The sequence below is a fragment of the Geodermatophilus sp. SYSU D00815 genome (genome assembly GCF_054050035.1).
In genome coordinates this window covers 462,263-488,444 of sequence record NZ_JBJGYO010000001.1, presented here as the reverse complement: position 1 = coordinate 488,444, position 26,182 = coordinate 462,263, and the positions used below count along the sequence as shown (strand labels likewise).

Below are 26,182 nucleotides of genomic sequence, written 5' to 3'. Positions count from 1 at the left end.
CATGGCCTCGCCCCACCCGCGGCGCGGGCTGCTCCCTGACCTGCTGCCGGCCGCCTGCCGCAGCACCCGGGAAGGACCTGGCTCCATGAAGGGACACGGCCCGATGAAGGTGCTGATCTCCAAGACCCGCTACGACGGCTCCGAGTACTACCGGGCGGACGAGCCCGCGCGGGCGGTGAACGAGGCCGACCTCGGTCTCACCGTCGAGACCCGCCTCGGGCTCACCACCACGATGTACCCCGCCCCCGACGGCGAGGGCCTCGTCGTGGGCGAGGTCGACGCGCGGGACGCCGACGTGGTCGTCTTCCAGCTGCCGAAGACCCTCGAGAGCCTGCAGATGATGCGCATCCTCAAGGCCCGGGGCGTCGCCGTGGTCGTGGAGATGGACGACCTCGCCTCGGCGGTGCCCTACGGCCACCAGGGCCACCACGAGCTGGTGCGCCGCGGTACCGGCAAGATCCCCCGGCAGTGCGCCCTCGAGGCCGATTTCGTCACGGTGTCGACCCCGTCGCTGATCAAGGAGTACGCCCCCCACGGGCGCGGCATGGTCGTGCCGAACGCCATCCCGCGTCGCAACGCCGAGCTGCCGCCGGCGTACGAGCGGGAGCCCGACGTCGTGACGGTCGGCTGGACCGGCAACGTCGGCGTGCACCCCTACGACCTGCAGGAGATGGGGTCGGGGCTGCAGCAGGCGCTGGACCGGACCCGCGGCCGCTCCAGGTTCCTCGTCCTGGGGCAGAAGCACGACCTCCGCGAGCGGCTGCGCCTGCCCGAGGAGCCGGACGAGATCGGCTGGATCAACGGCGTCGACCAGTACGTCGCCACCGTCGGCGAGGTCTTCGACGTCGGCATCGCGCCGCTGCGGATCGACGCCTTCAACACCGCCAAGAGCTGGCTCAAGCCGCTGGAGTTCTCCGCGCGCGGCGTCGCCTGCGTCCGGGCCACCACCGAGGAGTACCAGCGGCTCGGGCTCGGCTGGGCGGCCCGTGCCCCCAAGGACTGGGCCAAGGGCATCAGGGCGCTGGTCGAGGACGCCGACCGCCGGCGCGAGCAGGCCGCCGCCGCGCACCAGAAGGTGCTCGCCGGCCACCTGACCGAGCACACCGCCGAGCTGTGGGCCACCGCCTGGCGCAAGGCCCGGGAGCACCGCACCCGCGACCAGCGCAAGCTCGCCTGACCGAGCCCCCCACCGCTCCGACGCCCCGCCGGCCTCCCGAGGCCGGCGGGGCGTCGTGCTTCCGGCGCGTGCCGACCCGACCGCGGCCCGTGGTCACAGCTGCACCGCGGGCCTCCACGGGCACTTCCACCCATCGTGTGACACCGCGCCGGTCAGCCCGGGACGCCGCGGTGCCGATGTAGGAGAGGCACGGACAGCACACGTCACGCCACGGATCGGCGGACCCCGCGCTCTCGCCTGCGCGCGAGCGCTCCTGCCGCACATCCGGAGGTCCTTCGTGTCCTGCGCACCCCGCCGGCGGTCCGGTCCATGCTGATCGAGGACCGCACCATGACGACGCTGCACAGCGCCCTCTCGGGCCTGGCCCAGCGTCAGCGGGTCACCGCCGACAACATCGCCAACGTCAACACCCCGGGCTTCCTCGCCGGCCGCACCGACTTCGAGACCGCGCTGAAGGGCGCCGTCTCCGACGGGGAGGCGCCGACGATCTCCGGGGGCACGGTCCGCCGGTCGCTCGAGCCGACCAACACCAACGGCAACAACGTCAACCTCGACAGCGAGACGGTCATCGCGACGGAGACGGGCCTGCGCTACCAGCTGGCCCTCAACGCTCTCGGCGGCAAGTACTCGCTGCTGCGCAGCGCGCTGGCGACGAGCTGAGGCGGCGATGTTCGACGCGATGAGCATCGCCGGCTCCGGCATGCTCGCCCACCGCAAGTGGCTCGACGCCGTCTCCGACAACATCTCGAACATCAACACGGTGTCCGCCACCAACGAGGAGGCGTTCAAGCAGCGCTTCGTCGACGTCCAGGCCGTCGAGTACGGCTCGGGCGAGGGCGGCGTGCGGGTGGCCGGGGTGGAGTTCGGCAGCGGCGAGGGCCGCATGGTGTACGAGCCGGACAACCCGCTCGCCGACGCGAACGGGTACGTCAAGTACCCCGACATCGACCTCGGTGACCAGATGACCGAGCTGATGATCGCCCAGCGCGGCTACCAGGCCAACGCCACGGTGATCGAGCGGGCCCGCGACGCCTACCAGGCTGCCCTGCAGCTCGGGAAGGGCTGACCGTGACCTCCCCCGTCCCCGGCATCTCGATCGCCGGGTTCGCCGGCGTCGCCGCGCCCACCGGCGTGCAGCGCACGCAGGCCGCGGAGCCCGCCGGCGGCGCCGACTTCGCCTCGGTGCTCGCCTCGTCGCTGGATCAGCTGCAGAGCACCCAGTCCACCGCCGACGAGCTGGCCACCCAGGCCGCCACCGGTGACCTGAAGGACGTGCACGACTACATGATCGCGAGCAACCAGGCGGCGCTCGCCACGCAGATGGTCGTGACCATCAAGAACCAGGCGGTCAGCGCCTTCAACGAGATCATGAGGATGCCGATCTGATGCCTGCTGCGCTCGCCGGGCCGTTGGCGCGGATCCGGTCCGTGCTCTCGACGATCAGCCTCGGGCAGAAGGTCGTCATCGGCCTGCTCGCCCTGGGGCTGGTCCTCGGCGGGTTCTTCTTCTACAGCTGGATCACCAAGCCCACGCTGTCCCCGCTGTTCTCCAACCTGTCGTCGGCCGACGCCTCGGCGATCGTCGACGAGCTCAACGCCCAGGGCGTCGCGTACGAGCTGGCCGACGGCGGCGGCACGATCATGGTCGCCAACGAGCAGGTCTACGACCTGCGGCTGGCCATGAGCGGCCTGGGGCTGCCCGCCGGGCAGGACACGGGGTACGCGCTGCTCGACGAGCAGGGCATCACCACCAGCGAGTTCCAGCAGCAGGTGACCTACCAGCGCGCCATCGAGGGCGAGCTGGCCAGCACCCTGGAGGCCATCGACGGGGTCAACACCGCCGTCGTCCACATCGCGCTGCCCAAGGACGAGGTCTTCGTGACCGACGAGGGCAAGCCGACCGCGTCGGTGCTGCTCGACCTGTCCCCCGGCACCGAGCTGACCGGTGAGCAGATCAACGCCGTCACCAACCTGGTCAGCTCCAGCATCGAGGGCATGGACCCGACCGACGTCACGGTCGCCGACTCCACCGGCCGGGTGCTCTCCGCGGCCGGCACCGGGCTGACCGCCGCCGCCGGCGACCAGCGCTCGCAGATGGAGCAGGAGTACGAGGACCGGCTCGCGACCAACGCCCAGCAGATCCTCGACCGGGTCCTCGGCCCCAACCGCGCCGTGGTCTCCGTGCGCGCCGACCTGGACCTGTCGCAGCGGCAGTCGACGTCGGAGACGCACACCTACAACGAGGGGACGCCGCCGCTGTCGGAGAGCACCTCCTCGGAGACCTACACCGGCGACGGGACGGCGGTCGGCGGCGTGCTGGGCCCGGAGAACACCGCCGACGCCACGGGCGGGGGCGGCACCTCCAGCTACGAGCGGGAGGAGTCGACGGTCAACAACTCCGTCGACACGACCACGGAGACCGTCGTCGGGGCGCCCGGCACCATCAACCGGCTCACGGTCTCGGTGGTCATGGACGGCACCGTCGCCGGCAACCTGAACCAGCAGCAGGTGCAGGCGCTGGTCGGCAACGCCGTCGGCCTCGACACCGCGCGCGGCGACGCGATCACCGTCGCGGCCATGCCGTTCGACACCACGGCCGCCGACCAGGCCGCCGCCGAGCTCGAGGCCGCCGAGGAGGCGGAGCGGCAGGCCCAGATGTGGTCGCTGGTCAAGACCGGCGGCATCGGCCTGGGCATCCTGCTCGTCATCGTGCTGGTGTGGCTGCGCTCGCGCCGCCGCGGCGAGGTCGAGGAGGACTACGAGCCCCTCGAGCTCGACGACGACATGCTCGCCGAGCTGGAGCGCCTGCGGGTGGCCAGCACCCGCGAGGAGCCGATCGTGGACAACGCCGCGCTCGAGCTCGAGGCCGCCGAGCGCCAGCGGGTGCGCACCGAGATCTCGTCGATGGTCGCCGAGAAGCCCGACGAGGTCGCGGCGATGCTGCGCGGCTGGCTGAGCGAGAGCAAGTCATGACCGCAGCACACGACCGGGAGGGCCAGGCATGAGCATCGCGTCGGTCGAGCAGCTCGTCGGGCTCGGCGCGGGCAGCAACCTGCCCGCGCCGACCACCCCGGCCGCACCCGCGCGCCCGGAGCTGCCCGGGTTGCGCAAGGCGGCCGTCTTCCTCGCGCAGATGTCGAAGGAGGAGGCCGGCGTCCTGCTGTCCAAGCTCCGCCCGCGCGAGGTCGAGTCGATCACCCGCGAGCTCATGCGGCTCAACACCGTGGAGCCCGCGGACGTCGACGGCGTGCTCAGCGAGTTCCACCAGATGATGACCGCGCAGCGCTTCATCGGCCGCGGCGGCGTCGACTTCGCGCGCGAGATCCTGGCCGCCGGCCTGGGCGAGGAGAAGGCCGACGGCATCCTGCAGCGGCTCAACGTCGTCTACACCGAGGTGCCGTTCGCCTCGCTGCGCAACGCCGACGTGCGGCAGCTGGTCACCTTCCTCAAGGACGAGCACCCGCAGGTGATCGCGCTGGTGCTCGCCCACCTGACCGCGGCCCAGTCGGCCGAGGTGCTCTCCGGGTTCCTGCCCGAGCAGCAGGCCGAGGTCGCCCACCGCATCGCCACCATGGACCGCACCAGCCCGGAGATGGTCCGCCTGGTCGAGGAGGAGCTCGGCCGCCGGATGGGCTCGCTGCTGGCGCACCAGGACATGACCACCGTCGGTGGCGTGGAGACCCTGGTGGAGATCATCAACCGCTCCCCGCGGCCCACCGAGCGCTCCATCCTCGAGTGGCTGGACAGCACCGACCCCGAGCTCGCCGAGCAGGTCCGGGCGCAGATGTTCGTCTTCGAGGACATCGTCACGATCGACGACCGCTCCCTGCAGCTGGTGCTGCGCGAGGTGGAGGCCAACGACCTGGCCACCGCCCTCAAGGGCGTGCGCCCCGACGTCCGGGACAAGGTGGTGCGCAACCTCTCCGAGCGCGCCGCCGAGAACCTGCTCGAGGAGATCGAGCTGCTCGGGCCGGTCCGCACCCGCACGGTCGAGGAGGCCCAGGGCAAGGTCGTCGGCGTCATCCGCACCCTCGAGGAGCAGGGCGTGCTGACGATCAGCCGGGGAGGCGAGGATGACTTCGTCTCCTGAGGCCCGCACGGGGACGCTGCTGCGCGGGGCGTCGGCGGCCCGGGCGGTGTCCTACCGCGACGCCGTCCCCTCCCCGCGCAGCGCGCCGGCGCCCGCCCCGTCCGACGGCCCGGTCGCCTACGCGGAGGTCGGCCCGTCCCCCACCGACCGGCGGACGACGATCCGGCGGGCGGCCGACCAGCCCGTGCCGGACGGGCCGCCGGCCGGCCGGCCCACCCTGCGGCTCGGCGACGTCTACGCCGAGGAGCTCGAGCGGCTGCGCCAGCAGGCGCGGGCCGAGGGCTTCGCCGTCGGGCACGCCGAGGGCCTCGCGGCGGCCGAGGAGGTCGTGGCGCAGACCGAGCGGGCGGCCGCCGAGCGGCTGGCCGAGGTGCAGGCCCGCTGGGAGCGCCGGCTGGTGTCGGCCACCGCCGCGCTGGGCGCCGCGGTGACCCGGCTGGACCAGGCGGCCGTGCCGGTCGCCGAGGACATCCGCGACTCCGTCCTCACCGCCGTCGTCACGCTGGTGGAGGACCTGCTCGGCCGGGAGCTGGCGCTGGCCGAGTCACCCGGCCTCGACGCCGTCCGGCGCGCGCTCACCCTCGCGCCGGCGGACGCCCCCGTCGTCGTCCGCGTGCACCCCGACGACCTCGCCGAGATCCCCGATGAGGCGCTCGCCGCGCTGCCCGCGACGGTCACGGTGACCGGCGACCCGTCGGTCGAGCGGGCCGGCGCGGTCGCCGAGACCGGCCTGCAGCGCATCGACGCCCAGCTCTCCGCCGCGGTGGAGCGGGTCCAGGCGGTGCTCGCCCTGTGACGCTCGCCGCGCTGCTCCCCCGGGCGCGGGCCGCGGCCCGGCCGCAGGTCACCGGCCGCGTGGTCGGCGCCATGGGCCTGACCCTGTCGGTCGACGGCGTCGTCGCCGCGGTGGGCGACCTGGTCGAGGTCGACCCCGGCACCGGCCGGGCGCTGCTGGCCGAGGTGGTCGCCGTCGCCCGCGACCGGCTCACCTGCATGCCGCTGGGCGACCTGTCCGGCGTGCACGCCGGCGCGCCGGTGCGGGCCACCGGGATGCCGCTGCAGGTGCCGGTCGGCCCCGGCCTGCTCGGCCGCGTGCTCGACGGGCTCGGCCGGCCGGTCGACGGCGGCCGGCCGCTGGGGACCGGCGTCTCCTACGTCGACCTGTCCAGCGAGACGCCGCACGCGCTGTCGCGGACGCGGGTCGACCAGCCGCTGGCCTTCGGCGTGCGCGCCCTCGACACCCTCGTGCCGTGCGGCAAGGGCCAGCGGCTGGGCATCTTCGCCGGCTCCGGCGTCGGCAAGTCCACGCTGCTGTCGCAGATCACCCGCGGCACCGACGCCGACGTGCGCGTGATCGGCCTGATCGGCGAGCGCGGCCGCGAGGTGCGCGAGTTCCTCGAGGAGAACCTTGGGGAGGAGGGGATGGCGCGCACCGTCGTCGTCGTCGCCACCTCCGACGAACCGCCGCTGGTGCGGCTCAAGGCCGCCTTCGTGGCCACCCGGATCGCCGAGGCGTTCCGCGACCAGGGCCGCGACGTGCTGCTGCTCATGGACTCGATCACCCGCACCGCCATGGCGCAGCGGGAGGTCGGCCTGTCGGCGGGCGAGCCGCCGGCCACCCGCGGGTACCCGCCGAGCGTCTTCGCGATGATGCCGAAGCTGCTGGAGAAGGCCGGCACCGGCGCCACCGGCTCGATCACCGGGCTCTACACCGTGCTGGTCGAGGGCGACGACCACAACGAGCCCATCGCCGACACCGCGCGGTCGATCCTCGACGGGCACATCGTGCTGACCCGCAAGCTGGCCACCACGGGCCACTTCCCCGCCATCGACGTCCTGGAGTCGATCTCCCGGGTCGCCGGCGCCGTCGTCCCGCCCGACCGCATGGCCGACGCGCGCGAGGTGCGCCGGCTCATGGGTGCGCTGCGCGACGCCAAGGAGCTCATCGAGATCGGCGCGTACCAGGCCGGCAGCGACCCGCTGGTCGACCGGGCACGGCAGCTGGCGCCGGTCATCGACGCCTTCCTGCAGCAGCCGACCGGTGAGCTGACGGCGGCCGAGGACGCCTGGTCGATGCTGCACCGCATCGTCACGGCCCAGGTCGGCGCGTGAGCCGCGTGACCGAGCGGGTGCCCGTGCGCCGCACGACCGGGACGGCGGGCTGATGGCCAAGCGCGCCGCCTTCCGGCTGCAGCCGGTCCTGGAGCTGCGCCGCACCCAGGAGCGCGCCGCCGCCCTCGCCGCCGCCGAGGCCGCGCAGGCCGCCGCCGACGCCGACCTGCGGGCCACCGAGCGCGAGACCGCCGTCGCTGCGGCCCGCCTGCCCGCCTCGTCGGCCGCCGGCGCCTTCCTGGCCGCGCTCGCCCTGCAGCGGCTGGCCGCCGAGGACGCCGCCGCGCAGCGCGCGCTGGCCACCGCCACCGCCGAGCAGGCCGAACTGGTGCGCCGGAGGTGGACGGCGGCCGCCCAGCGCACCAAGGCGCTCGAGCGGCTCCGGGATCGGCACGCCGCCGCGATCCGGTTGGCCGAGCAGGCTGCCGAGGAGAGAGCCGTGGACGACCTCGTCACCGGCCGCGCCGCCCGCCCGCGCACCGAGGAGGTGCCGTGGAGGGGCTGAGCGCGGTGCAGACCCGCATCGCGGAGATCCAGACGCGGTTCGTCGTCGGCACCCGGACGGGCAGCACCGGCTGGGCGTCGGCCGCCGCGGCGGCCGGGCTGACGGGCACCGGCTCCGCCTCCGCGACCGGCAGCGCCGGCACCGCGTCGGAGCGGGGCGTGGTCGGCGAGGCCATGAAGTACCTGGGCGTGCCCTACCTGTGGGGCGGCACCGACCCGTCGCAGGGCCTGGACTGCTCCGGCTTCACCCAGCTCGTGTTCGGCAACCTGGGCATCGACCTGCCGCGCACCTCCTCGCAGCAGGCGACCACCGGCCGGGCGGTCGCCTCGCTCGCCGACGCCCGCCCCGGCGACCTGGTGTTCTTCGACAATAGCTCGTCGCGGCCGGGTGTCGACCACGTCGGCATCTACATCGGCAACGGCCAGATGATCGCCGCGCCCCAGGAGGGCGAGGTGGTCAAGGTCCAGGCCGTCGGCAACCCGACCGTGATCCGCCGCGTCCTGCCCGAGCAGGCCGCGGCCGCCGCGTCGGGCGCGTCGCTGGCCGGGGTGCCCTACGCCAACCTCTTCACCAGCGCCGCCGCCCGCCACGGGGTCGACGCCTCCCTGCTGGCCGCCGTGGCGTCGCAGGAGTCGGGCTTCGACCCGCGCGCGGTCTCGCCCGCCGGCGCACAGGGCCTCATGCAGTTCATGCCCGCCACCGCCAAGGGCCTCGGCGTCGACGCCTTCGACCCGGCGTCCGCGGTCGACGGCGCGGCCCGTTACCTGTCGAGCCTCACCGCGCAGTTCGGCTCCACCGAGCTCGCGCTGGCCGCGTACAACGCCGGCCCCGGCAACGTGCGCAGGTACGGCGGCATCCCGCCGTTCAGCGAGACCCAGAACTACGTCCGCGCCGTCATGACCAAGGCGGAGGCCTACCGATGACCACCCCGGTGATGCCGACCGCGCCGGCGCCCCGGTCCACGCCCTCCGCGGGCGGCGACCGCTCGTCCGGCGACGGCGCCGCCTTCGCCTCGGCGCTGGACGGCGCGCTCTCCGCCGGGCGCCCGGAGCGCGCGCCGGCCGCCGACCGCGGCGTGGAGCGCGACGGCGGGCGCGGCCAGGACCGGGCCGACGCCCGTCCCGCCCCCGAGCCGGACGACGCCGGCGAGCCCGGCCGCGCCGACGGGCCCGGTCGCGCCGACGGCCCCCGCGAGCCGGCCGACGACGCCGCCGTCGCCGCGGCGGAGGCGGGCGCCGCCGACCAGGCCGCCGCGACCGTCCCCGCGGCCGCCGCGTGGGCGCTGCTCCTCCAGGGGGCCGTCGGCACCGCGGCGCCGGCGACCGGCACCCCGACCGCCGTGCCGGCGCTCGGCGACGGCCCCGCCGCGGCCGGGCCCTCGCTCCCCGTCCCCCCGGCGCCCACCGCCGGCCAGTCGCTCCCGGCGAGCGCCCCCGCCGACCCCGCGGCCCTCCCCGACCTCGCCGCCCCCGCGGCGACGCCCGCACCGGCACCCCCCGCGCCGACCCCGCCGACGGCTCCCGCCGGCGCACCGGTGCCGGCGGGGACCGCGCTGCCGCCGGCGACCGCCGCGGTGCTCGACGCGCTGACCGTGGTGACTGCTCCGGCGGGCGCCGCACCCGCACCGGCCGCACCGCCCACCGGGCTCCCGCCCGTCGACGTCCCGGGCACCGCCACCACGGACGCGGCCGCCGCCCCGACGGCCGGGGCGGTCCCGGGCGCCGAGCTCCCCGCGGCGACCACCGACGGCGGCTCGCTCGCCGCGGGCACCGGCGGCTCCGGCCGGCCCACCCCCGGCGACGCGGGGGTCCCGCAGCCGTCGCCGGTCGTGACCGGCCCGGCCGCCGCGCAGCCGACGGCGTCGGCCGCCCCCGCGGCCCCCTCCACCGCCCCGGCCCCGGGCGGCCAGCCCCCGGTGAGCGCCCAGCTCAGCCAGCCGGTCGCCGTCCTGGCCAGCCGGCCGGACGGCGTGCACACCATGACCGTGGTGCTGACGCCGGAGAACCTCGGCCCGGTGCAGGTGCAGGTGACCGTGCGCGGCGACGCCGTCGACCTGACCCTGACCGGTGCGCACGAGCACGGCCGCGCGGCGCTGCTCGAGGCGCTGCCCGACCTGCGCCGCGACCTGCAGGGCGCCGGCGTCACCCCGGCGCGGCTCGACGTCTCCCGCGACACCGGCGGGGCGTGGACCGCGCAGCAGCAGGGCCAGCAGGGTTCCCAGCAGCAGCCGCAGCACCGCGGCGAGCCCCGCACGGCCTCGTGGCTGCGCTCCCCCGACCTCGGCCCGGACCGCCCCGGCCCGGCCCCCACCTCGTCGTCCGCGCTGCAGGGCGTGGACGTGCGCGTCTGAGACGGAGGCACGATGACCACCCCGGTGAGCGGGACGACCGGCACGCAGGCGACCTACACCGCCACGACCTCGGTCGACCGCGGCGACCAGATGGACAAGGACACGTTCCTCAAGCTCCTGGTCGCCCAGATGCGCTACCAGGACCCGAGCAACCCCACGGACCCGACCCAGTTCATGTCCCAGACCGCCGCGTTCACCCAGGTGGAGAAGCTCGAGGAGCTGACCACCCAGAACGCGTCGGCGCTGGCCATGCAGCGCACGCTCAGCGCCGGCGCGATGGTCGGGCGCACGGTCGGCTACACCGACGCCGACGGCACGACCAAGACCGGCGTGGTGACGTCCGTCCGCCTGTCCGGCGACGACAGCGAGGCGCAGGTCGTAGTGGGCGGCGTGGCCGTCCCGGTCGGCCGCATCACCGAGATCAAGCAGCCCGCCACCTCCTGACCCCTCCCCCCAGCACCGACCCCCAGCGAGGAGTTCCTCCCCATGCTCCGTTCGATGTTCTCCGCCATCTCCGGCCTGCGCGCCCACCAGACGAAGATGGACGTCGTCGGCAACAACATCGCCAACGTCAACACCGTCGGCTTCAAGAGCAGCTCGACCGTCTTCGAGGACACGCTCTCGCAGGTCCTGCGCAACGGGTCGGCGCCGACCCAGGACACCGCCGGCACCAACCCCGCCCAGGTCGGGCTCGGCGTCAAGGTCGCCGGCATCACCACCAACTTCGGCCAGGGCTCCACCCAGAACACCGGCCGCTCGACCGACTTCATGATCAGCGGCGACGGCTTCTTCATGACCGCCGTGGGCAACGAGACGCTCTACACCCGGGCGGGGTCGTTCGACTTCGACGGCGTGGGCAACCTCGTCACCCCCGACGGCGGCATCCTGCAGGGCTGGATGGCCGAGGCCGACGGCACGATCAACCCCAACGGCCCGATCGGCAACCTGTCCATCCCGTACGGGCAGGTGGTCGCCCCCGTCGCGACGACCGGGGGCGCGGCCGCCGGCAACCTCCCCGCCGACGCGGTCGACGGCGACGCCTTCCAGACCCAGATCACCATGTACGACGCCCTGGGCAACGCCCACGAGGTCAGCTACGTCTTCACCAAGACCGCCGTGGCCAACGAGTGGAGCGTCGACGTGCTCGACGGCGCGACGTCGCTGGTGTCCGCGCCGCTGCCCACCGTCACCTTCGGCAGCACCGGCTACATCACCCCGGTCGCCGACCAGGTCCTCCCGGCCACGGCGGGCTGGGGCCCGCTGAACATCGACCTGTCCAAGGTGACCCAGTTCGGCGGCAAGGCGACGGTGACCGCGACCACCACGGTGAACAGCGGCTCGGCCCTGGGCACGCTGGAGTCGTTCGCCCTCGGCAACGACGGCACGATCACCGGCATCTTCTCCAACGGCCTGCGCAAGCCCATCGGGCAGCTCGCCCTGGCGACCTTCGCGAACCCGAGCGGCCTGACCAAGGCCGGCAACAGCTCCTACCGGGTCGGCGACAACTCCGGCAACCCGCTGGTCGGCACCGCCGGGACGGGCGGCCGCGGCACGCTCTCCGCCGGCGCGCTGGAGATGTCGAACGTCGACCTCTCCGAGGAGTTCACCGGGCTGATCGTCGCCCAGCGCGGCTTCCAGGCGAACAGCAAGGTGATCACGACCTCGGACGAGATCCTCCAGACGCTGGTCAACATGAAGTAGGAGGACCCCGCTGCCCCCCGCCGCTCGCAGGCTCGCGGGGGGACCCTGCAGCGGGGCCGCTCCAGCACGTCGCCGGCTCGGCGCGGGCTCCTCCAGCGGGGCCGCTCGAGCACGACACCCGGCTCGCGGCAGCGGAGCCACCGGCGCCGATCCCCCCGTCGGCGCCGTCCCTCAGGCGCGGCACCCCCCGGCCGCGCGTGACCCGACGGCCCGGTCGTCCCCACGGCGACCGGGCCGTCCGGCGTCCGGCGGGCGCCCCCCGCCGGGGCCACCCCGACGGGGTGAGCAGCCCGTTCGGCTCAAGACTGAGCGTTCGCGAGCCGATACGGAGAGTGCCATTCGTGCCCCGGAGAGGGGCTGTCCGGAGAGCAGAGGACCCACCGTGATCCGTGTGACGCGCCTCAACGGCGAGGGTTTCGCGCTCAACCCCGACCTGATCGAGCGGGTCGAGGCACACCCCGACACGGTGGCGTTCCTGGTCGACGGCACCAAGTACGTCGTGCGGGAGAGCGTGGACGAAGTGCTGCAGGAGATCCGCGAGTACCGGGCGAGCATCCTCGCCACCTCGTACGAGATGGACCGCGGCGTCTACCGCGCGCCCGCTCCCGAGGCCGGGGACGCCGGCTCGGTCGTGCCCTTCCCGAACCGAGAGGAGCGCTGACCCATGGATCCCGCCACCTTGATCGGGTTCGGCATCTCCGTCGTCGCGCTGATCGTCTTCATGATCCTCGAGGGCGTCTCCCCGACAGCGCTGATCTTCCTGCCGGCGATCGTCCTGGTCATCATCGCGACCTTCGGTGCGGCGGCGGCCAGCCAGACGTTGGACGATCTGAAGAAGGTCGGCAGCTGGTTCAAGATGGCCGTGCTGCCGGCGAAGGTGCCGCCGCCGACCGAGCAGATCCAGACGCTGGTCACCCTCGCCGAGAAGGCCCGCAAGGAGGGCCTGCTCGCGCTGGAGGCCCAGGTCAAGCAGATCGATGACGAGTTCCTGCGCAAGGGCCTGCAGATGGGCATCGACGGCACCGATCCGGAGGAGCTCCGAACGGTCCTGGAAAGCGAGATCGCTGCCAAGAAGGCCGAGGACAAGGTCGCCGCCAAGTTCATGAACAGCATGGGCGGCTACGCGCCGACCATCGGCATCCTGGGCTGCATCGTCGGCCTGATGAACGTCATGGGCAACCTGAACGACCCGGAGACGCTCGGCCCGATGGTCTCCGCGGCGTTCATCGCCACGCTGTGGGGTGTCATGGCGGCCAACTTCTGGTTCCTGCCGATGGGCGCCAAGATCCTCCGGGTCAGCGAGCTGCAGGCCGCGCAGATGGAGCTGCTCGTCGAGGGCATCACCGAGATCCAGGCGGGCACCAGCCCCCGGGCCGTCCGGCTCAAGCTGACCTCGCTCGTGCCGCCGAGCGCCGTCGCCAAGGAGGCGGCATGACCCCGTCCATGACCGTCCGCGGCGCCTCGTGAGCAGCGGTCACGGCCGCCGCCGAGGCAAGAAGCACGAGGAGCACGAGGAGCACGAGAACCACGAGCGGTGGCTGGTGTCCGGCTTCGACATGATGACGCTGCTGTTCGTGCTCTTCGTGGTGCTCTTCGCGATGAGCAAGGTGGACGAGCAGAAGTTCGCCGCGCTGGCCAAGGGCATGGCCGATGCGTTCGGCGGGCCGATCACCGTGCAGCCCGGTCCCACGCCGGAGGGCTCGGTGCTCGACGGGCTGCCCGGGGCGATCGACATCGCCTCCGCCATCCCGCCCGACCCGACGGTCTCCGACGCCGAGGTGGACGCCGCGGCCGCCCAGGCCGCCCTCGAGCGCTCCGAGCAGGTCCAGGCCGAGGCGGCCGCCGCCTACGACGAGCTCGCCGCCGCCCGCGACGCGATCGACGCGGCGCTGACCGCGGCCGGCTACGCCGGTGCCGCCCAGTACGAGATCGACGAGCGCGGGCTGGTCGTGCACGTGATCTCCGACGGCGTCCTGTACGACGCGGAGTCGGCGGCCCTGCGGGCCGACGGCATCCGGGTGCTCAACGCCCTCGCCCCCACGCTGACCGGTCTGCCCAACCAGGTCCGCGTCGAGGGGCACACCAACTCGATCCCGGTCACCCCCGGCGGGCCGTACCCGTCGAACTGGGAGCTCTCCACCGACCGGGCGACCGCCGTGGTGCGCCACCTGCTCAGCCGCGGGCTGCCCGCCGGCAAGGTCTCGGCCACCGGGTACGCCGACACCCGCCCGCTGGTGCCGGACACCGACCCGACGGCGGTCACCGTCAACCGCCGCGTGGACATCGTCGTGGTGTCCACCGCCTCGGCCGAGGCCAACGCGCAGCTGGCCCCACTCGACGCCGCGAACGGCAACTAGGAGCAAGACATGGCAGACAAGCCGAAGACCGACGGCGCCGCCGGCGACAAGGAGACCGAGGAGAAGGGCGGCGGCAAGAAGCTGCTGCTCGTCGCGGTGGCCGCGCTCGTGGCCGCCGGTGCCGCGGCGTACTTCTTCCTGTTCTCGGGCAGCGGCGAGGCCGAGGCCGCCGAGCCGGTGCACGGCGGGTACACGGCGCTGGAGCCGATCGCCGTCAACCTGGCCGGCGGCGGCTACCTCAAGATCGGGATCACGCTGGAGTACACCGCGGACGCCGCCAGCGGCGGTCACGGCAGCGGCGGCGTCGACGGCTCCAAGGCCTACGACCTGATCATCTCCACCTACAGCCAGGCCGACCCGGCGGACGTGACCGGGGCCCGGGACGCGCTCAAGGAGGCCCTCGAGCAGAAGATCGTCGAGGCCTACACCGAGGACGGCGTCGAGATGGTCATGGGCATCTACTTCACGGAGTACGTCACCCAGTAACGACGCCCCCGCTCCCCCTCGTGCGCGAAGTGCCAGTTCCGGACGCCGGGACTGGCACTTCGCGCACATCGTGACCCCACTCGTCACAGCACTCACGCGGGTCGACGGCAACTCCCGCCAGCCGTCAGGGTGCCCGGCACCCCCGCCGATGACGGGGGACGTGACCCCACCCGAGACCGGAGCCGCCCCCGGGGCCGTGACCCCCGGGACGGGCCCCACGTCGCAGGCCCTGGGCTCACGCACCAAGCGGCACGAGCCCCGCACGTACGACTTCCGCCGGCCGACGAAGCTCTCCCGCGAGCACGTCCGGGTCCTGCAGATCGCGCAGGAGGCGTTCGCCCGCCAGGCGACGACCCACCTCACGTCGATGCTGCGCGCCGGCGCCCGCATGGAGCTCGCCGGCATCGAGCAGTTCTCGTACGACGACTACGTCGCGACGCTGCCCGAGCCGACCTTCATCGCGACCTTCACCATCGAGCCGCTGGCCGGCAAGGGGATGCTCGCCTACCCCCTCGACATGGCCATGGCCACCGTCGACCACATGCTCGGCGGCTCCGGGACGGCGGAGCAGCCGAACCGGCCGATGACCGGCATGGAGAGCGCGATCCACGGCCACCTGCTCGGCCGGCTGCTGCACGAGTTCGCCGCCGCGTTCGCGCCGATCAGCCCCGTGCACCCCGAGGTCGACAGCATCGAGTACAACCCGCAGCTGGCGCAGGCCGCGGCGGGCTCGGACACCGTCATGGTGGCCTCGTTCTCCATGGCCATCGGCCAGCGCGAGGGCACGGCCACCCTGGTGCTGCCGTTCTCCTCGTTCGCGCCTGCGCTCAACAACGCCGCCTCGCCGCAGCTGTCGGAGTCGGCGCTGCGCAAGCGCCGGCGCGCCACCGAGGCCCTCGCCGCCCGGCTGAACCTCGTCCCCGTCGACGTCAGCGTCCGCTTCGCGCCGCTGAGCGTCTCCTCCGAGGACCTGCTGTCGCTGGCCGTCGGGGACGTGCTGCTGCTGCGGCACCCCCGCGACAGCCCCCTCGAGGTCACCACCAACGACGCCGTCTTCGCCTACGCGATCGCCAGCAACCACCGCCGCCGGCTGGCCGCCGCGATCGTCCCCACCCCCGCTGCATCCGTGAAGGACTCCGCATGAGCGCGCCCCGCACCGCCGAGCACTCCGACACCGAGACCGTCACCGCGGTGGTCTCGGCGGCCGCGCGTGCCGCGGCCGCGCTGGTGCCCGCGACCAGCGAGCTGGTCCCCGGCTCCCCGGTCAGCGACCCCGACACCGTCCCGCTCCCCGCGGCCGCCGCGTCGGCGGTCGCCGCCGGGCTCTCCGGCGAGGTCAGCGGCGACGTCGTCCTGGTCGTCTCCGCCGACGTCGTCGAGGCGCTGTCCAACTCCCCCGTGGGCAGGATGGACGTCGCCGCCGCGCTGCGCCCGGCGCTGGAGGCCGCGGCCGCGACGCTCGGCCGCGTCCGCATCGCCTCCGAGCGGGTGGAGGAGCCGGTCGCCGCCCTCGACGGGCTGCGCGACAAGGGCATGTTCGTCGCCGTCCCGCTGCTCGCCGACGGCGAGCACCAGGCCACCTTCGCGCTGCAGGTCGACCTGCCCCGGCCGGCCGCCGCGCCGGGCGGCTCGCGCAGCCTCGACCTGCTGCGCCACGTGGCCATGGAGGTCACCGTCGAGATCGGCCGCACCCGCATGACCGTGCAGGAGCTGCTCTCGCTGCACCCCGGCGAGGTGGTCGAGCTCGACCGCGCCGCCAGCGCGCCGGCCGACCTGCTGGTCAACGGGACGCTCATCGCCCGCGGCGAGGTCGTCGTCGTCGACGAGGACTTCGGCCTGCGCATCAGCGAGATCGTCACCGACGCGGCCGAAGCGCTCTGAGAAGGGCCCGCTGACATGACGTGGATGGTCCTGCGGCTGGTCCTGTCGCTGGCCTTCGTCGGCCTCGTCCTGTGGTTCGCCGCCCGCCTGGCCCGCAAGCGCGGCCTGGGCTCGAGCAACGGCATCATCGAGGTCGTCGCCCGCCAGCGGATGGGCCGCGCCAGCACGGTCAACGTCGTCCGCATCGGCGACACCTGCCTGGTGGTGGGGGCGACGGAGGAGCAGGTCACCCTGCTCGCCGAGGTCGACCCCGAGACCGTGGACGCCGCCGTGCGCGCCCGGCAGGCGCCGCGGCACGCCGCCCCGGCGACCGAGGACGGCGGCGAGGAGCTCGCGCCCGCCCCGGTCCCGGCGGCACGGGCCTCCTCCGGCGCGCTGGCCGGCACGGTGTTCGACCGCAACGGCTGGGGGTCGTTCGTCCACGAGCTCCGCGAGAAGACGGTCCGGCGCTCGTGAGCACCCCGGGCACGCTCGCTGCCCGGCGCCCGCTGTCCGCGCGGCGCCGGCTGGCGCTGGTCCTCCTGCTGACGCTGGTCGCCGTCGGGATCGCGCTGCTGGTGGCCGGCCCGGCGCACGCGGCGCCGGCCGCACCGACCGCGCCCACCGCGCCGGTCGACCCCACGGCGCCGGCGGTCGACGGCGGCGTCGACATCTCCGTCGGCGGCGGCAGCCCGAGCACCTCGATCACGCTGATCCTCGCGATCACGGTGCTGTCGGTGGCGCCGTCGGTGCTGCTGCTGTGCACCTCGTTCACCAAGATCGTCATCGTCCTGTCGCTGGTGCGCAACGCGCTGGGCCTCGCCCAGTCGCCGCCCAACCAGGTGATGACCGGGATCGCGCTGTTCCTCACGCTGTTCGTGATGGGCCCGGTCTTCTCGGACATCAACGAGGTGGCCGTGCAGCCCTACCTGGACGGGCAGATGACCGTCGGCCAGGCCTACGACGCCGGCGTCGTCCCCCTGCGGGAGTTCCTGCTCGCCAACACCCGCGAGGACGAGCTGCAGCTGATGGTCGGGCTCTCCGGCGAGGAGGCCCCGGCCTCCCCGGAGGCGGTCAGCATGACCACGCTGATCCCCGCGTTCGTCCTCTCGGAGCTCAAGAGCGCGTTCATCATCGGGCTGGTCGTCTTCATCCCGTTCCTGGTGCTGGACATGCTGGTCAGCGCCGCGCTCATGTCGATGGGCATGATGATGGTCCCGCCGTCGATCGTGTCGCTGCCGTTCAAGCTCCTGCTGTTCGTCGTCGTCGACGGCTGGGCGCTGATCACCACCGCCCTCGTCCACTCCTACGGATCGGGGTAGCGATGAGCGACGCCCAGGTGACCGAGATCGCCGTCGCGACGATGACGATGGCGGCCAAGGTCTCCGCTCCCGTGCTGCTGACCGCGCTGCTGGTCGGCTTCGCGATCTCGCTGTTCCAGGCCGCGACGCAGATCCAGGAGCAGACGCTGTCGTTCGTGCCCAAGGTCCTCGCGGTGTCCATCGCCCTGCTGGTCACGGGGAACTGGGTGCTCTCGGAGATGGTCTCGTTCACCGAGCACCTCTTCGACATGCTCCCGAGCCTGCTCGGGCAGACCTGAGGACGGCGATGGACCTGACGGTCCCCGCGGTCACCCTGGCCGGCCTGCTGCTGGCCACGGCCCGCGCGGCAGGCTTCGTGCTGCTCGCCCCGCCGTTCAACTCCAGCGGCGTGCCGGCGGCGGTCAAGGGCGCGCTCGCGCTCGCCCTGTCGGTCGCCCTGCTGCACCTGGTCACGCCGGGCCTGCCGGCCACGATCACCCCGGGGTTCCTGGTCGTCGCCGCCGTCACGGAGGTGGCCATCGGCGCGGGCCTCGGCTTCGTCGTGCAGCTGCTGTTCTCCGCGGTGCAGCTGGCCGGCAACGTCATCGACATGACCGGCGGCTTCTCGCTGCAGCCGGCCTACGACCCGCTCTCGCTGTCGATGAACAGCACGATCGGCCGGCTGCACCACATGCTGGCCACCGCCCTGCTGTTCACCAGCGGCGGCCACCTGCTGCTGGTCCGCGGCTTCGCCACCTCGTACGAGGGCCTGCCGGTCGGGGGCGACGTGCCCACCGAGCAGCTGGGTCAGGTGCTGATCACCGCCTTCTCGATGATGTTCCTGGCCGCGCTGCAGATCGCCGGGCCCATGGTGGCCGTCCTGCTCCTCGCCGACGTCGCCCTCGCCCTGCTCAACCGCGCCGCGCCCGCGCTGAACATCTTCGCGCTCAACTTCCCGCTGAAGATCTTCCTGACCCTGCTGATGCTGGCCCTGGCCTTCCCGCTGCTGCCCGCGGCCGTGGACTCCCTCCTCGAGCACGCCACCCGCGCGATCGTCTCGCTGCGGAGCGGGTGATCACGTGCCCCTTCGTGAGCGGAGCGTCTGATGGCCAAGGACGGACCGGGTGGTGAGAAGACCGAGAAGCCCACTCCCAAGCGGCTCAAGGAGTCGCGCAAGGAGGGGCAGGTCGCGCGCACCCCGGAGCTGGGGACGTGGGCGGGCGTCGCGGCCGCCAGCGTGCTGCTGCCCATGCTGGTGGAGAACGGCTTCACCGAGGTGCGGGCGCTGTTCGTCCACGTGCGGTCGGTGGCCGACAGCCCGCGGGTGGAGGCGGTCGACGCGCTGCTCGGCGAGGCGCTGGGCGTCTTCCTCACCACGGTGCTGCCGCTGGCCCTGAGCCTGCTGCTGGTCGGCGTCGCCTCCTCGGCCGCGCAGGGCGGCATCTTCTTCGCAACCAAGGCGCTCAAGCCCAGCTTCAAGAAGATGAACCCGCTCCAGGGCATCAAGCGGATGTTCGGCGCGCAGGGCCTGTGGGAGTCGGCGAAGGCGCTGATCAAGACCGGGGTCCTCGGTGCGGTCGTCTACGCCCTCAGCGACCGGGTCGAGGGGCTGGTCGCGGCCTCGGGCGCCATGCCGCTGTCCACGGTCGTGGCCACGTTCGCCGACGCCGCCGTCCTGCTGATGCGCGCCGTCGCCGTCACCGGCCTGGTCATCGCGGCGGCCGACTACGCCATCGTGCGGATGCGCACGATGAAGCAGCTCAGGATGAGCCGGTACGAGATCGAGCAGGAGCACAAGCAGTCCGAGGGTGACCCGCACGTGAAGGCGCACCGCCGCTCGGTGCAGATGGCGATCTCGCGCAACCGCATGATGAGCGACGTCCGCGAGGCCGACGTCCTGCTGGTCAACCCCACCCACGTCGCCGTCGCGCTGAAGTACGAGCCCGACAAGGGCGCGCCCCGGGTGGTCGCCAAGGGCGCCGACGTGATCGCCGCGAAGCTGCGCGAGATCGCCGCCGACGCGCGGGTGCCGCTGGTCCAGGACGTCCCGCTGGCCCGGGCGCTGCACGCCTCGTGCGACATCGGGCAGGAGGTGCCGGCCCAGCTGTTCACCGCGGTGGCCCGGGTGCTCGCCTTCGTCATGCACCTGTCCGCGCGCGGCGTCGTCGGCGGCTTCCACCGGCCCGGCTTCGAGGCGCCGGACGTCGAGGGGCTGCCCAAGGCCGGCCGCCGCCGCACCGCCGCCTGAGATCGGCCCCACCGGGGCCGGTACCACTCCCCCGCCGACCTGCCGATGTAGGACGGCGTGAGCAAGGTGTCCAAGGCCGCCGTCCCGATCGGCGTCGTGGCGATCGTGCTCATGCTGGTCGTCCCGCTGCCCGCGATGGTGATCGACCTGCTCATCGGGCTGAACATCACCGCGTCGCTGCTGATCCTGCTCGTCGCGATGCAGATCAAGCGGCCGCTGGACTTCGCGGTCTTCCCGTCGCTGATCCTCATCGCCACGCTCTTCCGGCTGGCGCTGAACGTCTCCTCCACCCGCCTCGTCCTCACCGACGGCTACGCCGGTCAGGTGATCGAGGCGTTCGGCCACTTCGTCATCGGCGGCTCGCTGATCGTCGGCCTCGTGATCTTCGTGATCCTGACGATCATCCAGTTCATCGTGATCACCAACGGTGCCGGCCGCGTCGCCGAGGTGGGCGCCCGCTTCACCCTCGACGCCATGCCCGGCAAGCAGATGGCGATCGACGCCGACCTCAACGCCGGCCTCATCGACGAGGCGACCGCCCGCAAGCGGCGGAAGGAGATCACCTCCGAGGCCGACTTCTACGGCTCGATGGACGGCGCGTCGAAGTTCGTCAAGGGCGACGCGATCGCGGCGATCATCATCACGCTGATCAACCTGCTCGGCGGCTTCGCGATCGGCGTCATGCAGCTGGGCATGGCGCCGGGCGACGCCGTCACCACCTACTCGCTGCTGACCGTGGGCGACGGCCTGGTCTCGCAGATCCCGGCCCTGCTCATCTCCACCGCGACCGGCATCATCGTCACCCGCTCGGCCTCCGAGGCCGACATGGGCACCGACCTGCTCGGCCAGCTCGGCCGGTCCAAGCAGCCGCTGCGCATCGCCGGCGGCGCCGCCGTCGCGCTGTGCCTGATCCCCGGCCTGCCGAAGTTGCCGTTCCTCGTCATCGGCGCGGTCTTCCTCGTGCTGGCCGCGCGGATCAAGGAGGCCCCGGTCGTCGACCCGGAGGAGGAGGCGCGGGCGCGCGCGATCGAGGACGAGCCCAAGCCCGACTCCCCCGAGGCCATCGCCGAGAAGATGCGGGTCGACCCGCTCGAGCTCGAGGTGGCCTTCGACCTGGTCGACCTGGTCGACTCCGCCCGCGGCGGCGACCTGCTCGACCGGGTCAAGGCGCTGCGCCGGAAGGTCGCCATGGACACCGGCCTGGTCATCCCACTGGTGCGCACCCGCGACAACCTCGACCTGCCGGCCTCGCAGTACGTCATCTGGCTCAACGGCGTGCCGGCGGCCAAGGGCATCTCCCCGGCCGGCACCGTGCTGGCGATCGGCGACAACCTCGACGGGCTGCCCGGCAAGGCCACCCGCGAGCCGGTGTTCGGGCTGCCGGCCAAGTGGGTGCCCATCGAGCTGCAGCGGCAGGCGGAGATGGCCGGCGCCACCGTCGTCGACCGCTCCTCGGTCATCACCACCCACCTGGCCGAGGTGGTCCGCCAGAACGCCGCCGACCTGCTCGGCCGCGAGGACGTCAAGCTGCTGGTGGAGATGATCCGCCGGTCACACCCGATCGTCGTCGAGGAGCTCACCCCGACCCTGCTCACGCTGGGCGAGATCCAGCGGGTGCTGCACGCGCTGCTCGAGGAGAACGTCTCGATCCGCGACCTGGTGCGCATCTTCGAGGCGCTCTCCCTGCGGGCCAAGACCTCCACCGACCTCGACGGCCTGGTCGAGTCCGCGCGCGCGGCCCTCGGCTCGGCGATCAGCCAGCCCTACGTCACCGCCGACGAGCGGCTGCACGTGATGACCCTCGAGCCGGCCTTCGAGCAGCGCCTGCTGGAGTCGATCCGGCAGACCGACGGCGGCCAGGTGCTCGCCCTCGACGCCGGGACCGTGGACGCCCTCGTCCACGGCTGCTCCGGGATGCTGGAGGAGGCCGAGCGGTCGGGCCTCTCCCCCGTCCTGGTGTGCTCCCCGCAGGTCCGGGCCGCGCTGGCCCGGCTGATCCGCCAGGTCCTGCCCAGGCTGCCGGTGATCTCCTACACCGAGGTGTCCCGGACAGCGCAGATCGAGTCGCTGGGGGTTGTGAGCGGTGCCGTTGCGATCCGTTGAGGCCGCGTCGCGGGACGACGCCATCGCCGCTGCCCGGGAGCAGTTCGGGCCGACGGCGCGGGTCGTCGGCGTGCGCCGGGTGCGCTCGGGGGGCGTGCTCGGCTTCTTCGCGACCGAGCGCTACATCGCCGAGGTGGACCCGGAGTCGGCCCCGGCGCGCGCCGACCGGCCGGCGACCCGTCCGGCGCCGTCGGCGACCGCCGCCTCGCTCGAGGAGCGGGCCCGTGCCGCCGCGGCTTCCATCGCCCGGATGGGCCTGGCCACCGAGGACGGCGGCGCCACCGACGACGACCGGGTCGACGAGCTCGCCGGCCTGCTGGGCGGCGACACCCCGGCCGAGCCGGTGCCCGTGTACACCCGCAGCACCTTCCAGCGGGCGGCCGCCGACAGCGCGAGGAAGGCCGCCGTGGAGCCGGCGGCCCGGGCCGGCGCGAAGGCCACCCGCACGTTCACGCCCCAGCCGGTGTCCAAGGTTCGGGAGTGGCCCGGGGTGGAGACGGACGGTGAGGGACCGGTGGTCCCCGCGTCCGGCGAGTCACCGGCGCCCTCCCCCTTCACGGCCGCGCTGGCGCGCATGGTGTCAGGGGACCGCGAGGTCCGCCAGGCGGTGCAGGACGCCCTCGCCGAGCCGGCCGAGGAGCGGGCCGGAGAACCAGCCCGGCCGAACTGGGCGGCGATCGTCCGCGCGGCCGAGAAGACAGCACAGTCGGGTGCCGAGCACCCGGAGCCGGGTGCGCAGCACCAGGAGGAGGAACCGGTGGACCAGCACGAGGAGCAGTCCCCCGGGGTGCGCCCGATGGTCTTCCCGGCGTGGGCGGCCGAGGCCGCCGAGCCCGCGCCCGCGCCGGAGCCCGCGGTCGAGGTGGCCCCTGCGTCGACGTCGCCGCGCGAGGAGGCGATCGCCGACGTCCTGCGGGCGGCCCTGGCCCAGGGGCAGTCCGACGAGGCGCTGGCCGACCTCCTGCGCACCGTGCTCGCTGGCTCCTCCCCCACCGCCGCGCTGGCCGCCGAGCCCGCGGCCCCGGCCGTCGAGCGCCCCGTCCGGAGCGAGCCGACGCCGGCCGAGCCGCTCTTCGCCGAGGTCGCCGCCGTCGCCGGCCTCGGCCCGATCGCCGAGGACGTGACCACCGACCCGGCCACCGATCCGGCCGACGAGCCGACCGTCGCCGTCGACGTGCCGGAGGACGCCGTGGAGGACGTCGCGGACGTCGTCGCGGAGGAGCCCGTCTTCGCCGAGGTCGTGCTGCACGAGCCGGCCCGCCCGGCCGCCGCGTCCCCCGTCGCCGCGGCCGCTCCGGTCGTCGAGGAGCCCGTCGTCCAGGCGCCGGTCGTGGAGGCACCGGTCGTGGAGGCGCCGGTCGTCGAGGCGCCGGTCGTGGAGGCGCCGGCGGAGCTGCCGATGCCCCCGCTCGCCCGCACGGCCAGCGACCCGGCCCCGCTGCCGCTGGACGCCACCACCGTCATGTCGCCGCTGTCGCTGCTGCCGCCGCTGTCCGGCCGGCGCGGCGGACTCCCCCCGGTCCCGCCGCCGGCGCGCCCCGCGCCGTCGCCGGCTGCCGCCTCGGCGTCGGCGCGCCCGGCCGGGCCGACGACGGCGCCGATGCCGGCCGCCGCCAAGGCCGCTCCCCTGGCCACGGTGGTGCGCCTGCCCTTCGCGCCGCTCCACGACGCCGAGTACGTCGAGCCGGCCGAGCCCACCGTCGAGGAGACCCCCGTGCGCGAGTCCACCGCCGCCGTCCGCGTCGAGGAGGAGGCGCCCGCGCCGGTCCGGACCGCCGCGCCCGCCCCGGCCCCGGCGGCCCCGGTGGCCGCTCCCGCCGTCCCGGCCGACGACGTGACGGCGCGCCTCACCGCCCTGGGCGTCCCCGCCGAGCTGCTCGGCGACCGGTTCGCCGCGGCGGCCGCCACGACCGGCACCTACGCCGCGCTGACGCAGGCGCTGGCCGGTGGGCTGCCGGTGGCGCCGGCGATGCCGACCGGCCCCGGCGAGGTGCTGTTCCTGGTCGGTCCCGGGGTGGAGACGCTGCGCGCGGCGCGGTCGCTCGCGGCCACGCTGCGGCTGGACCCCGAGCGCGTGCAGTGGGCGACCCGCGGCGACCTGGCCGCGCTGGCGCCCAAGAGCAGCCGGATGACCACCATCGACGCCGCCATCGACCGCCGCTCGGACGCCGCCCGCGCCGGCACCATGACGATCGTCGCGGTCGACGCGCCGCTGCGCAGCGACACCTACTGGATGTCGCAGATGCTGGCGATCTGGGCGCCCTCGGCGGTCTGGGCGGTCGTCGAGGCCACCCGCAAGCCCGAGGACCTCGAGCAGTGGCTCGACGGGCTGCCGCGGGTCGACGCGCTCGTGGTGCAGGACAGCGACCTGTCCGCCGACCCGGCGGCCGTGCTGGCCCGCATCGACACCCCCGTGGCCCTCCTCGACGGCGTCCCGGCGACGCCGCACCGCTGGGCGTCCCTGCTCTGCGAGCGGCTGGAGACGCTCGAGGCATGAGCCCGCTGCGCTGGGACGTCCTCGGGGTCGGCGGCCTGCTGGCCCTGCCGCTGCTGGCGATGTACCTGCGCGGCGACCTCACCGTCGAGGAGATGACCGCCCGCCTCCCCTGGTGCCTGCTGGCCGGCTACGTCGTCGTCGCCCTGCTGCGCTGGGCGAGCAGGCCCCGCGCCACGCCGACCGCCCGGGCCGAGGGCGAGCCCGACGCCGTCGTCGAGACCTCGCCCGGCGCGTAGTCGGCCCCCTCCGGGGGTCCCACTCGTGCTGCCGGGGCGCTGCAGGACCCCACCGGCACGAGGTCGACTCCAGGACCGACCGCGGCTCACGTGGCTCGTCCACAGGCGCAGCGCTCGTCCACGACCTCGTGCCCGCGGCGCCGGGAGGCCCGCGGGACCGGCACGGTCGCGCCATGGCCGACCTCCACCCCTGGTCCTGCGCCGGACCGCGCTGTCCGCCGGCTACTCCGACGACGAGCTGGCCCGGCTGGTCCGCAACTCGTCCCTGGCGAAGCTGCGTCGCGGCGCCTACGTCGACGGCCTCCTCCCCGGCGACGTCGCCGGCCGGCACCGGCTGCTCGTCCACGCCACGCTGAGCCAGCTGCGCCGTCCGGCCGTCGTCAGCCACCAGTCCGCCGCGGTCCTGCACGGGCTGCCGCTGTGGGGCGTGCGGCTGGACCGCGTCCACGTCACGCGCCGGCCTCCGGCGTGGAACGACACCAGCCCGGTCCTCGTCGCCCACGTCGCCCGCCTGCGCGACGACGAGGTGCGGGAGGTCGACGGCGTGGCGGTGACGAGCGTGGTCCGGACCGCCCTCGACCTTGCGCGCAGCCTGCCCCACGAGGCCGCCGTCGTCGTCCTGGACGCCGCGCTGCACGCGCAGCGGCTCGCCGCCGAAGAGCTGCGGACACGGTTGCTGGACGCCGTGGGTGCGCCCGGTAGCCGGGCCGCCGCCCGCGCGGTGCGGTTCGCCGACGGCCGCAGCGAGAGCGTCGGCGAGAGCCGCAGCCGGGTCCTGCTCGCCCGCCTCGGGCTGGCGCCCTCCGGCCTCCAGTTCCGCATCCACACGCCGGAGGGCCGGTTCGTGGCCCGGACCGACTTCGTGTGGGAGGAGCACGGGCTGGTCGGCGAGTTCGACGGCCGGGTCAAGTACGGCCGCGCCCTGCGCCCGGGCCAGGAACCCGGCGACGCCGTCTTCGAGGAGAAGCGGCGCGAGGACGCGATCCGCGCGGAGGGCCACCCCGTCGTGCGGTGGACCTGGGGCGAGCTGCAACGCCCGCAGGTGCTCGGTGCACGCGTGGAGCGCGCGCTGCGACGTGCCGCACGGTGAGCGCTCCTGGGGTCGGACTCGCGCCGGCGGGGTCCTGCAGGACCCCAGGAGCGCGAGATCGACCCCAGGA

Annotated in this window: 28 protein-coding genes; all 28 read left to right on the top strand. The window is 74.2% G+C overall.

Features of this window, described 5'->3' with window-relative positions:
• Nucleotides 1-85: 85 nt before the first annotated feature.
• The 28 genes from ACI78S_RS02415 (at nucleotide 86) to ACI78S_RS02280 (ending at nucleotide 26,112) form a co-directional block, all read left to right on the top strand.
• Nucleotides 86-1,177 carry a hypothetical protein gene (locus ACI78S_RS02415; protein WP_456970602.1) on the top strand — a complete coding sequence of 364 codons (1,092 nt, stop codon included), beginning with the start codon at nucleotides 86-88 and terminating at the stop codon, nucleotides 1,175-1,177.
• Between the two features lie 309 nt (nucleotides 1,178-1,486).
• Complete coding sequence (gene flgB, locus ACI78S_RS02410; RefSeq protein ID WP_456970601.1) at nucleotides 1,487-1,837, top strand: flagellar basal body rod protein FlgB; 351 nt, start codon at nucleotides 1,487-1,489, stop codon at nucleotides 1,835-1,837.
• A gap of 7 nt (nucleotides 1,838-1,844) precedes the next feature.
• Entirely contained in the window at nucleotides 1,845-2,243 is a 399-nt protein-coding gene (flgC, locus tag ACI78S_RS02405; RefSeq protein ID WP_456970600.1) for a flagellar basal body rod protein FlgC, read from the top strand.
• Between the two features lie 2 nt (nucleotides 2,244-2,245).
• The gene (gene fliE / locus ACI78S_RS02400; RefSeq protein ID WP_456970599.1) at nucleotides 2,246-2,563 is read left to right on the top strand and encodes a flagellar hook-basal body complex protein FliE; all 318 of its coding nucleotides are present in this window, start codon (nucleotides 2,246-2,248) and stop codon (nucleotides 2,561-2,563) included.
• Nucleotides 2,563-4,149, top strand: a complete 1,587-nt coding sequence (fliF, locus tag ACI78S_RS02395; RefSeq protein WP_456970598.1) for a flagellar basal-body MS-ring/collar protein FliF — start codon at nucleotides 2,563-2,565, stop codon at nucleotides 4,147-4,149. Before fliE ends, fliF begins: the two co-directional genes overlap by 1 nt.
• A 28-nt stretch (nucleotides 4,150-4,177) precedes the next feature.
• Complete coding sequence (fliG, locus tag ACI78S_RS02390) at nucleotides 4,178-5,266, top strand: flagellar motor switch protein FliG (RefSeq protein WP_456970597.1); 1,089 nt, start codon at nucleotides 4,178-4,180, stop codon at nucleotides 5,264-5,266.
• Nucleotides 5,250-6,062, top strand: coding sequence for a FliH/SctL family protein (locus tag ACI78S_RS02385; protein ID WP_456970596.1), 813 nt, complete (start codon nucleotides 5,250-5,252; stop codon nucleotides 6,060-6,062). The genes fliG and ACI78S_RS02385 overlap by 17 nt, the downstream gene beginning before the upstream one ends.
• Nucleotides 6,059-7,378, top strand: a complete 1,320-nt coding sequence (locus ACI78S_RS02380) for a FliI/YscN family ATPase (protein WP_456970595.1) — start codon at nucleotides 6,059-6,061, stop codon at nucleotides 7,376-7,378. The genes ACI78S_RS02385 and ACI78S_RS02380 overlap by 4 nt, the downstream gene beginning before the upstream one ends.
• Before the next feature lie 52 nt (nucleotides 7,379-7,430).
• Nucleotides 7,431-7,883 carry a flagellar export protein FliJ gene (locus ACI78S_RS02375; protein WP_456970594.1) on the top strand — a complete coding sequence of 151 codons (453 nt, stop codon included), beginning with the start codon at nucleotides 7,431-7,433 and terminating at the stop codon, nucleotides 7,881-7,883.
• The gene (locus ACI78S_RS02370; protein WP_456970593.1) at nucleotides 7,871-8,806 is read left to right on the top strand and encodes a transglycosylase SLT domain-containing protein; all 936 of its coding nucleotides are present in this window, start codon (nucleotides 7,871-7,873) and stop codon (nucleotides 8,804-8,806) included. The genes ACI78S_RS02375 and ACI78S_RS02370 overlap by 13 nt, the downstream gene beginning before the upstream one ends.
• Nucleotides 8,803-10,233 carry a flagellar hook-length control protein FliK gene (locus ACI78S_RS02365; RefSeq protein WP_456970592.1) on the top strand — a complete coding sequence of 477 codons (1,431 nt, stop codon included), beginning with the start codon at nucleotides 8,803-8,805 and terminating at the stop codon, nucleotides 10,231-10,233. The genes ACI78S_RS02370 and ACI78S_RS02365 overlap by 4 nt, the downstream gene beginning before the upstream one ends.
• 12 nt (nucleotides 10,234-10,245) lie before the next feature.
• Nucleotides 10,246-10,677: a flagellar hook assembly protein FlgD gene (locus tag ACI78S_RS02360; RefSeq protein ID WP_456970591.1), complete on the top strand. Its 432-nt coding sequence runs from the start codon at nucleotides 10,246-10,248 to the stop codon at nucleotides 10,675-10,677.
• A gap of 42 nt (nucleotides 10,678-10,719) precedes the next feature.
• Nucleotides 10,720-11,934, top strand: a complete 1,215-nt coding sequence (locus tag ACI78S_RS02355; RefSeq protein WP_456970590.1) for a flagellar hook protein FlgE — start codon at nucleotides 10,720-10,722, stop codon at nucleotides 11,932-11,934.
• A gap of 382 nt (nucleotides 11,935-12,316) precedes the next feature.
• Nucleotides 12,317-12,595 (top strand): flagellar FlbD family protein, encoded by a 279-nt coding sequence (locus ACI78S_RS02350; RefSeq protein ID WP_456970589.1) that lies wholly within the window; start codon nucleotides 12,317-12,319, stop codon nucleotides 12,593-12,595.
• A gap of 3 nt (nucleotides 12,596-12,598) precedes the next feature.
• Nucleotides 12,599-13,369, top strand: coding sequence for a motility protein A (locus tag ACI78S_RS02345; RefSeq protein WP_456970588.1), 771 nt, complete (start codon nucleotides 12,599-12,601; stop codon nucleotides 13,367-13,369).
• 28 nt (nucleotides 13,370-13,397) lie between these two features.
• Nucleotides 13,398-14,291, top strand: a complete 894-nt coding sequence (locus tag ACI78S_RS02340; RefSeq protein ID WP_456970587.1) for a flagellar motor protein MotB — start codon at nucleotides 13,398-13,400, stop codon at nucleotides 14,289-14,291.
• A 9-nt stretch (nucleotides 14,292-14,300) separates the two neighbouring features.
• Nucleotides 14,301-14,777 (top strand): flagellar basal body-associated FliL family protein, encoded by a 477-nt coding sequence (locus ACI78S_RS02335; protein ID WP_456970586.1) that lies wholly within the window; start codon nucleotides 14,301-14,303, stop codon nucleotides 14,775-14,777.
• A gap of 196 nt (nucleotides 14,778-14,973) precedes the next feature.
• Complete coding sequence (locus ACI78S_RS02330) at nucleotides 14,974-15,921, top strand: flagellar motor switch protein FliM (RefSeq protein WP_456970585.1); 948 nt, start codon at nucleotides 14,974-14,976, stop codon at nucleotides 15,919-15,921.
• Complete coding sequence (gene fliN, locus ACI78S_RS02325) at nucleotides 15,918-16,658, top strand: flagellar motor switch protein FliN (protein ID WP_456970584.1); 741 nt, start codon at nucleotides 15,918-15,920, stop codon at nucleotides 16,656-16,658. Before ACI78S_RS02330 ends, fliN begins: the two co-directional genes overlap by 4 nt.
• Nucleotides 16,659-16,673: 15 nt before the next feature.
• Complete coding sequence (locus ACI78S_RS02320) at nucleotides 16,674-17,114, top strand: FliO/MopB family protein (RefSeq protein ID WP_456970583.1); 441 nt, start codon at nucleotides 16,674-16,676, stop codon at nucleotides 17,112-17,114.
• Nucleotides 17,111-17,959 (top strand): flagellar type III secretion system pore protein FliP, encoded by an 849-nt coding sequence (gene fliP, locus ACI78S_RS02315; protein ID WP_456970582.1) that lies wholly within the window; start codon nucleotides 17,111-17,113, stop codon nucleotides 17,957-17,959. Before ACI78S_RS02320 ends, fliP begins: the two co-directional genes overlap by 4 nt.
• Nucleotides 17,960-17,961: 2 nt before the next feature.
• Nucleotides 17,962-18,237 carry a flagellar biosynthesis protein FliQ gene (gene fliQ / locus ACI78S_RS02310; protein WP_456970581.1) on the top strand — a complete coding sequence of 92 codons (276 nt, stop codon included), beginning with the start codon at nucleotides 17,962-17,964 and terminating at the stop codon, nucleotides 18,235-18,237.
• Between the two features lie 8 nt (nucleotides 18,238-18,245).
• A complete protein-coding gene (fliR, locus tag ACI78S_RS02305) occupies nucleotides 18,246-19,013 on the top strand; it encodes a flagellar biosynthetic protein FliR (protein WP_456970580.1) in 768 nt (255 codons plus the stop codon).
• Between the two features lie 30 nt (nucleotides 19,014-19,043).
• Nucleotides 19,044-20,186: an EscU/YscU/HrcU family type III secretion system export apparatus switch protein gene (locus tag ACI78S_RS02300; RefSeq protein ID WP_456970579.1), complete on the top strand. Its 1,143-nt coding sequence runs from the start codon at nucleotides 19,044-19,046 to the stop codon at nucleotides 20,184-20,186.
• A gap of 57 nt (nucleotides 20,187-20,243) precedes the next feature.
• Nucleotides 20,244-22,289, top strand: coding sequence for a flagellar biosynthesis protein FlhA (gene flhA, locus ACI78S_RS02295; protein WP_456970578.1), 2,046 nt, complete (start codon nucleotides 20,244-20,246; stop codon nucleotides 22,287-22,289).
• Nucleotides 22,276-24,786 (top strand): hypothetical protein, encoded by a 2,511-nt coding sequence (locus tag ACI78S_RS02290; RefSeq protein WP_456970577.1) that lies wholly within the window; start codon nucleotides 22,276-22,278, stop codon nucleotides 24,784-24,786. The genes flhA and ACI78S_RS02290 overlap by 14 nt, the downstream gene beginning before the upstream one ends.
• Nucleotides 24,783-25,022 (top strand): hypothetical protein, encoded by a 240-nt coding sequence (locus ACI78S_RS02285; protein ID WP_456970576.1) that lies wholly within the window; start codon nucleotides 24,783-24,785, stop codon nucleotides 25,020-25,022. The genes ACI78S_RS02290 and ACI78S_RS02285 overlap by 4 nt, the downstream gene beginning before the upstream one ends.
• 25 nt (nucleotides 25,023-25,047) lie before the next feature.
• On the top strand, nucleotides 25,048-26,112 hold the full coding sequence (locus ACI78S_RS02280) for a hypothetical protein (RefSeq protein WP_456970575.1): 1,065 nt from the start codon (nucleotides 25,048-25,050) through the stop codon (nucleotides 26,110-26,112).
• Nucleotides 26,113-26,182: the final 70 nt, after the last annotated feature.

Coding starts and splice junctions, on each gene's coding strand:
- ACI78S_RS02415 (WP_456970602.1), top strand. CDS start 86: ATGAAGGGACACGGCCCGATGAAGGTGCTGATCTCCAAGACCCGCTAC.
- flgB (WP_456970601.1), top strand. CDS start 1,487: ATGCTGATCGAGGACCGCACCATGACGACGCTGCACAGCGCCCTCTCG.
- flgC (WP_456970600.1), top strand. CDS start 1,845: ATGTTCGACGCGATGAGCATCGCCGGCTCCGGCATGCTCGCCCACCGC.
- fliF (WP_456970598.1), top strand. CDS start 2,563: ATGCCTGCTGCGCTCGCCGGGCCGTTGGCGCGGATCCGGTCCGTGCTC.
- fliG (WP_456970597.1), top strand. CDS start 4,178: ATGAGCATCGCGTCGGTCGAGCAGCTCGTCGGGCTCGGCGCGGGCAGC.
- ACI78S_RS02385 (WP_456970596.1), top strand. CDS start 5,250: ATGACTTCGTCTCCTGAGGCCCGCACGGGGACGCTGCTGCGCGGGGCG.
- ACI78S_RS02375 (WP_456970594.1), top strand. CDS start 7,431: ATGGCCAAGCGCGCCGCCTTCCGGCTGCAGCCGGTCCTGGAGCTGCGC.
- ACI78S_RS02365 (WP_456970592.1), top strand. CDS start 8,803: ATGACCACCCCGGTGATGCCGACCGCGCCGGCGCCCCGGTCCACGCCC.
- ACI78S_RS02360 (WP_456970591.1), top strand. CDS start 10,246: ATGACCACCCCGGTGAGCGGGACGACCGGCACGCAGGCGACCTACACC.
- ACI78S_RS02355 (WP_456970590.1), top strand. CDS start 10,720: ATGCTCCGTTCGATGTTCTCCGCCATCTCCGGCCTGCGCGCCCACCAG.
- ACI78S_RS02345 (WP_456970588.1), top strand. CDS start 12,599: ATGGATCCCGCCACCTTGATCGGGTTCGGCATCTCCGTCGTCGCGCTG.
- ACI78S_RS02335 (WP_456970586.1), top strand. CDS start 14,301: ATGGCAGACAAGCCGAAGACCGACGGCGCCGCCGGCGACAAGGAGACC.
- fliN (WP_456970584.1), top strand. CDS start 15,918: ATGAGCGCGCCCCGCACCGCCGAGCACTCCGACACCGAGACCGTCACC.
- ACI78S_RS02320 (WP_456970583.1), top strand. CDS start 16,674: ATGACGTGGATGGTCCTGCGGCTGGTCCTGTCGCTGGCCTTCGTCGGC.
- fliQ (WP_456970581.1), top strand. CDS start 17,962: ATGAGCGACGCCCAGGTGACCGAGATCGCCGTCGCGACGATGACGATG.
- fliR (WP_456970580.1), top strand. CDS start 18,246: ATGGACCTGACGGTCCCCGCGGTCACCCTGGCCGGCCTGCTGCTGGCC.
- ACI78S_RS02300 (WP_456970579.1), top strand. CDS start 19,044: ATGGCCAAGGACGGACCGGGTGGTGAGAAGACCGAGAAGCCCACTCCC.
- ACI78S_RS02285 (WP_456970576.1), top strand. CDS start 24,783: ATGAGCCCGCTGCGCTGGGACGTCCTCGGGGTCGGCGGCCTGCTGGCC.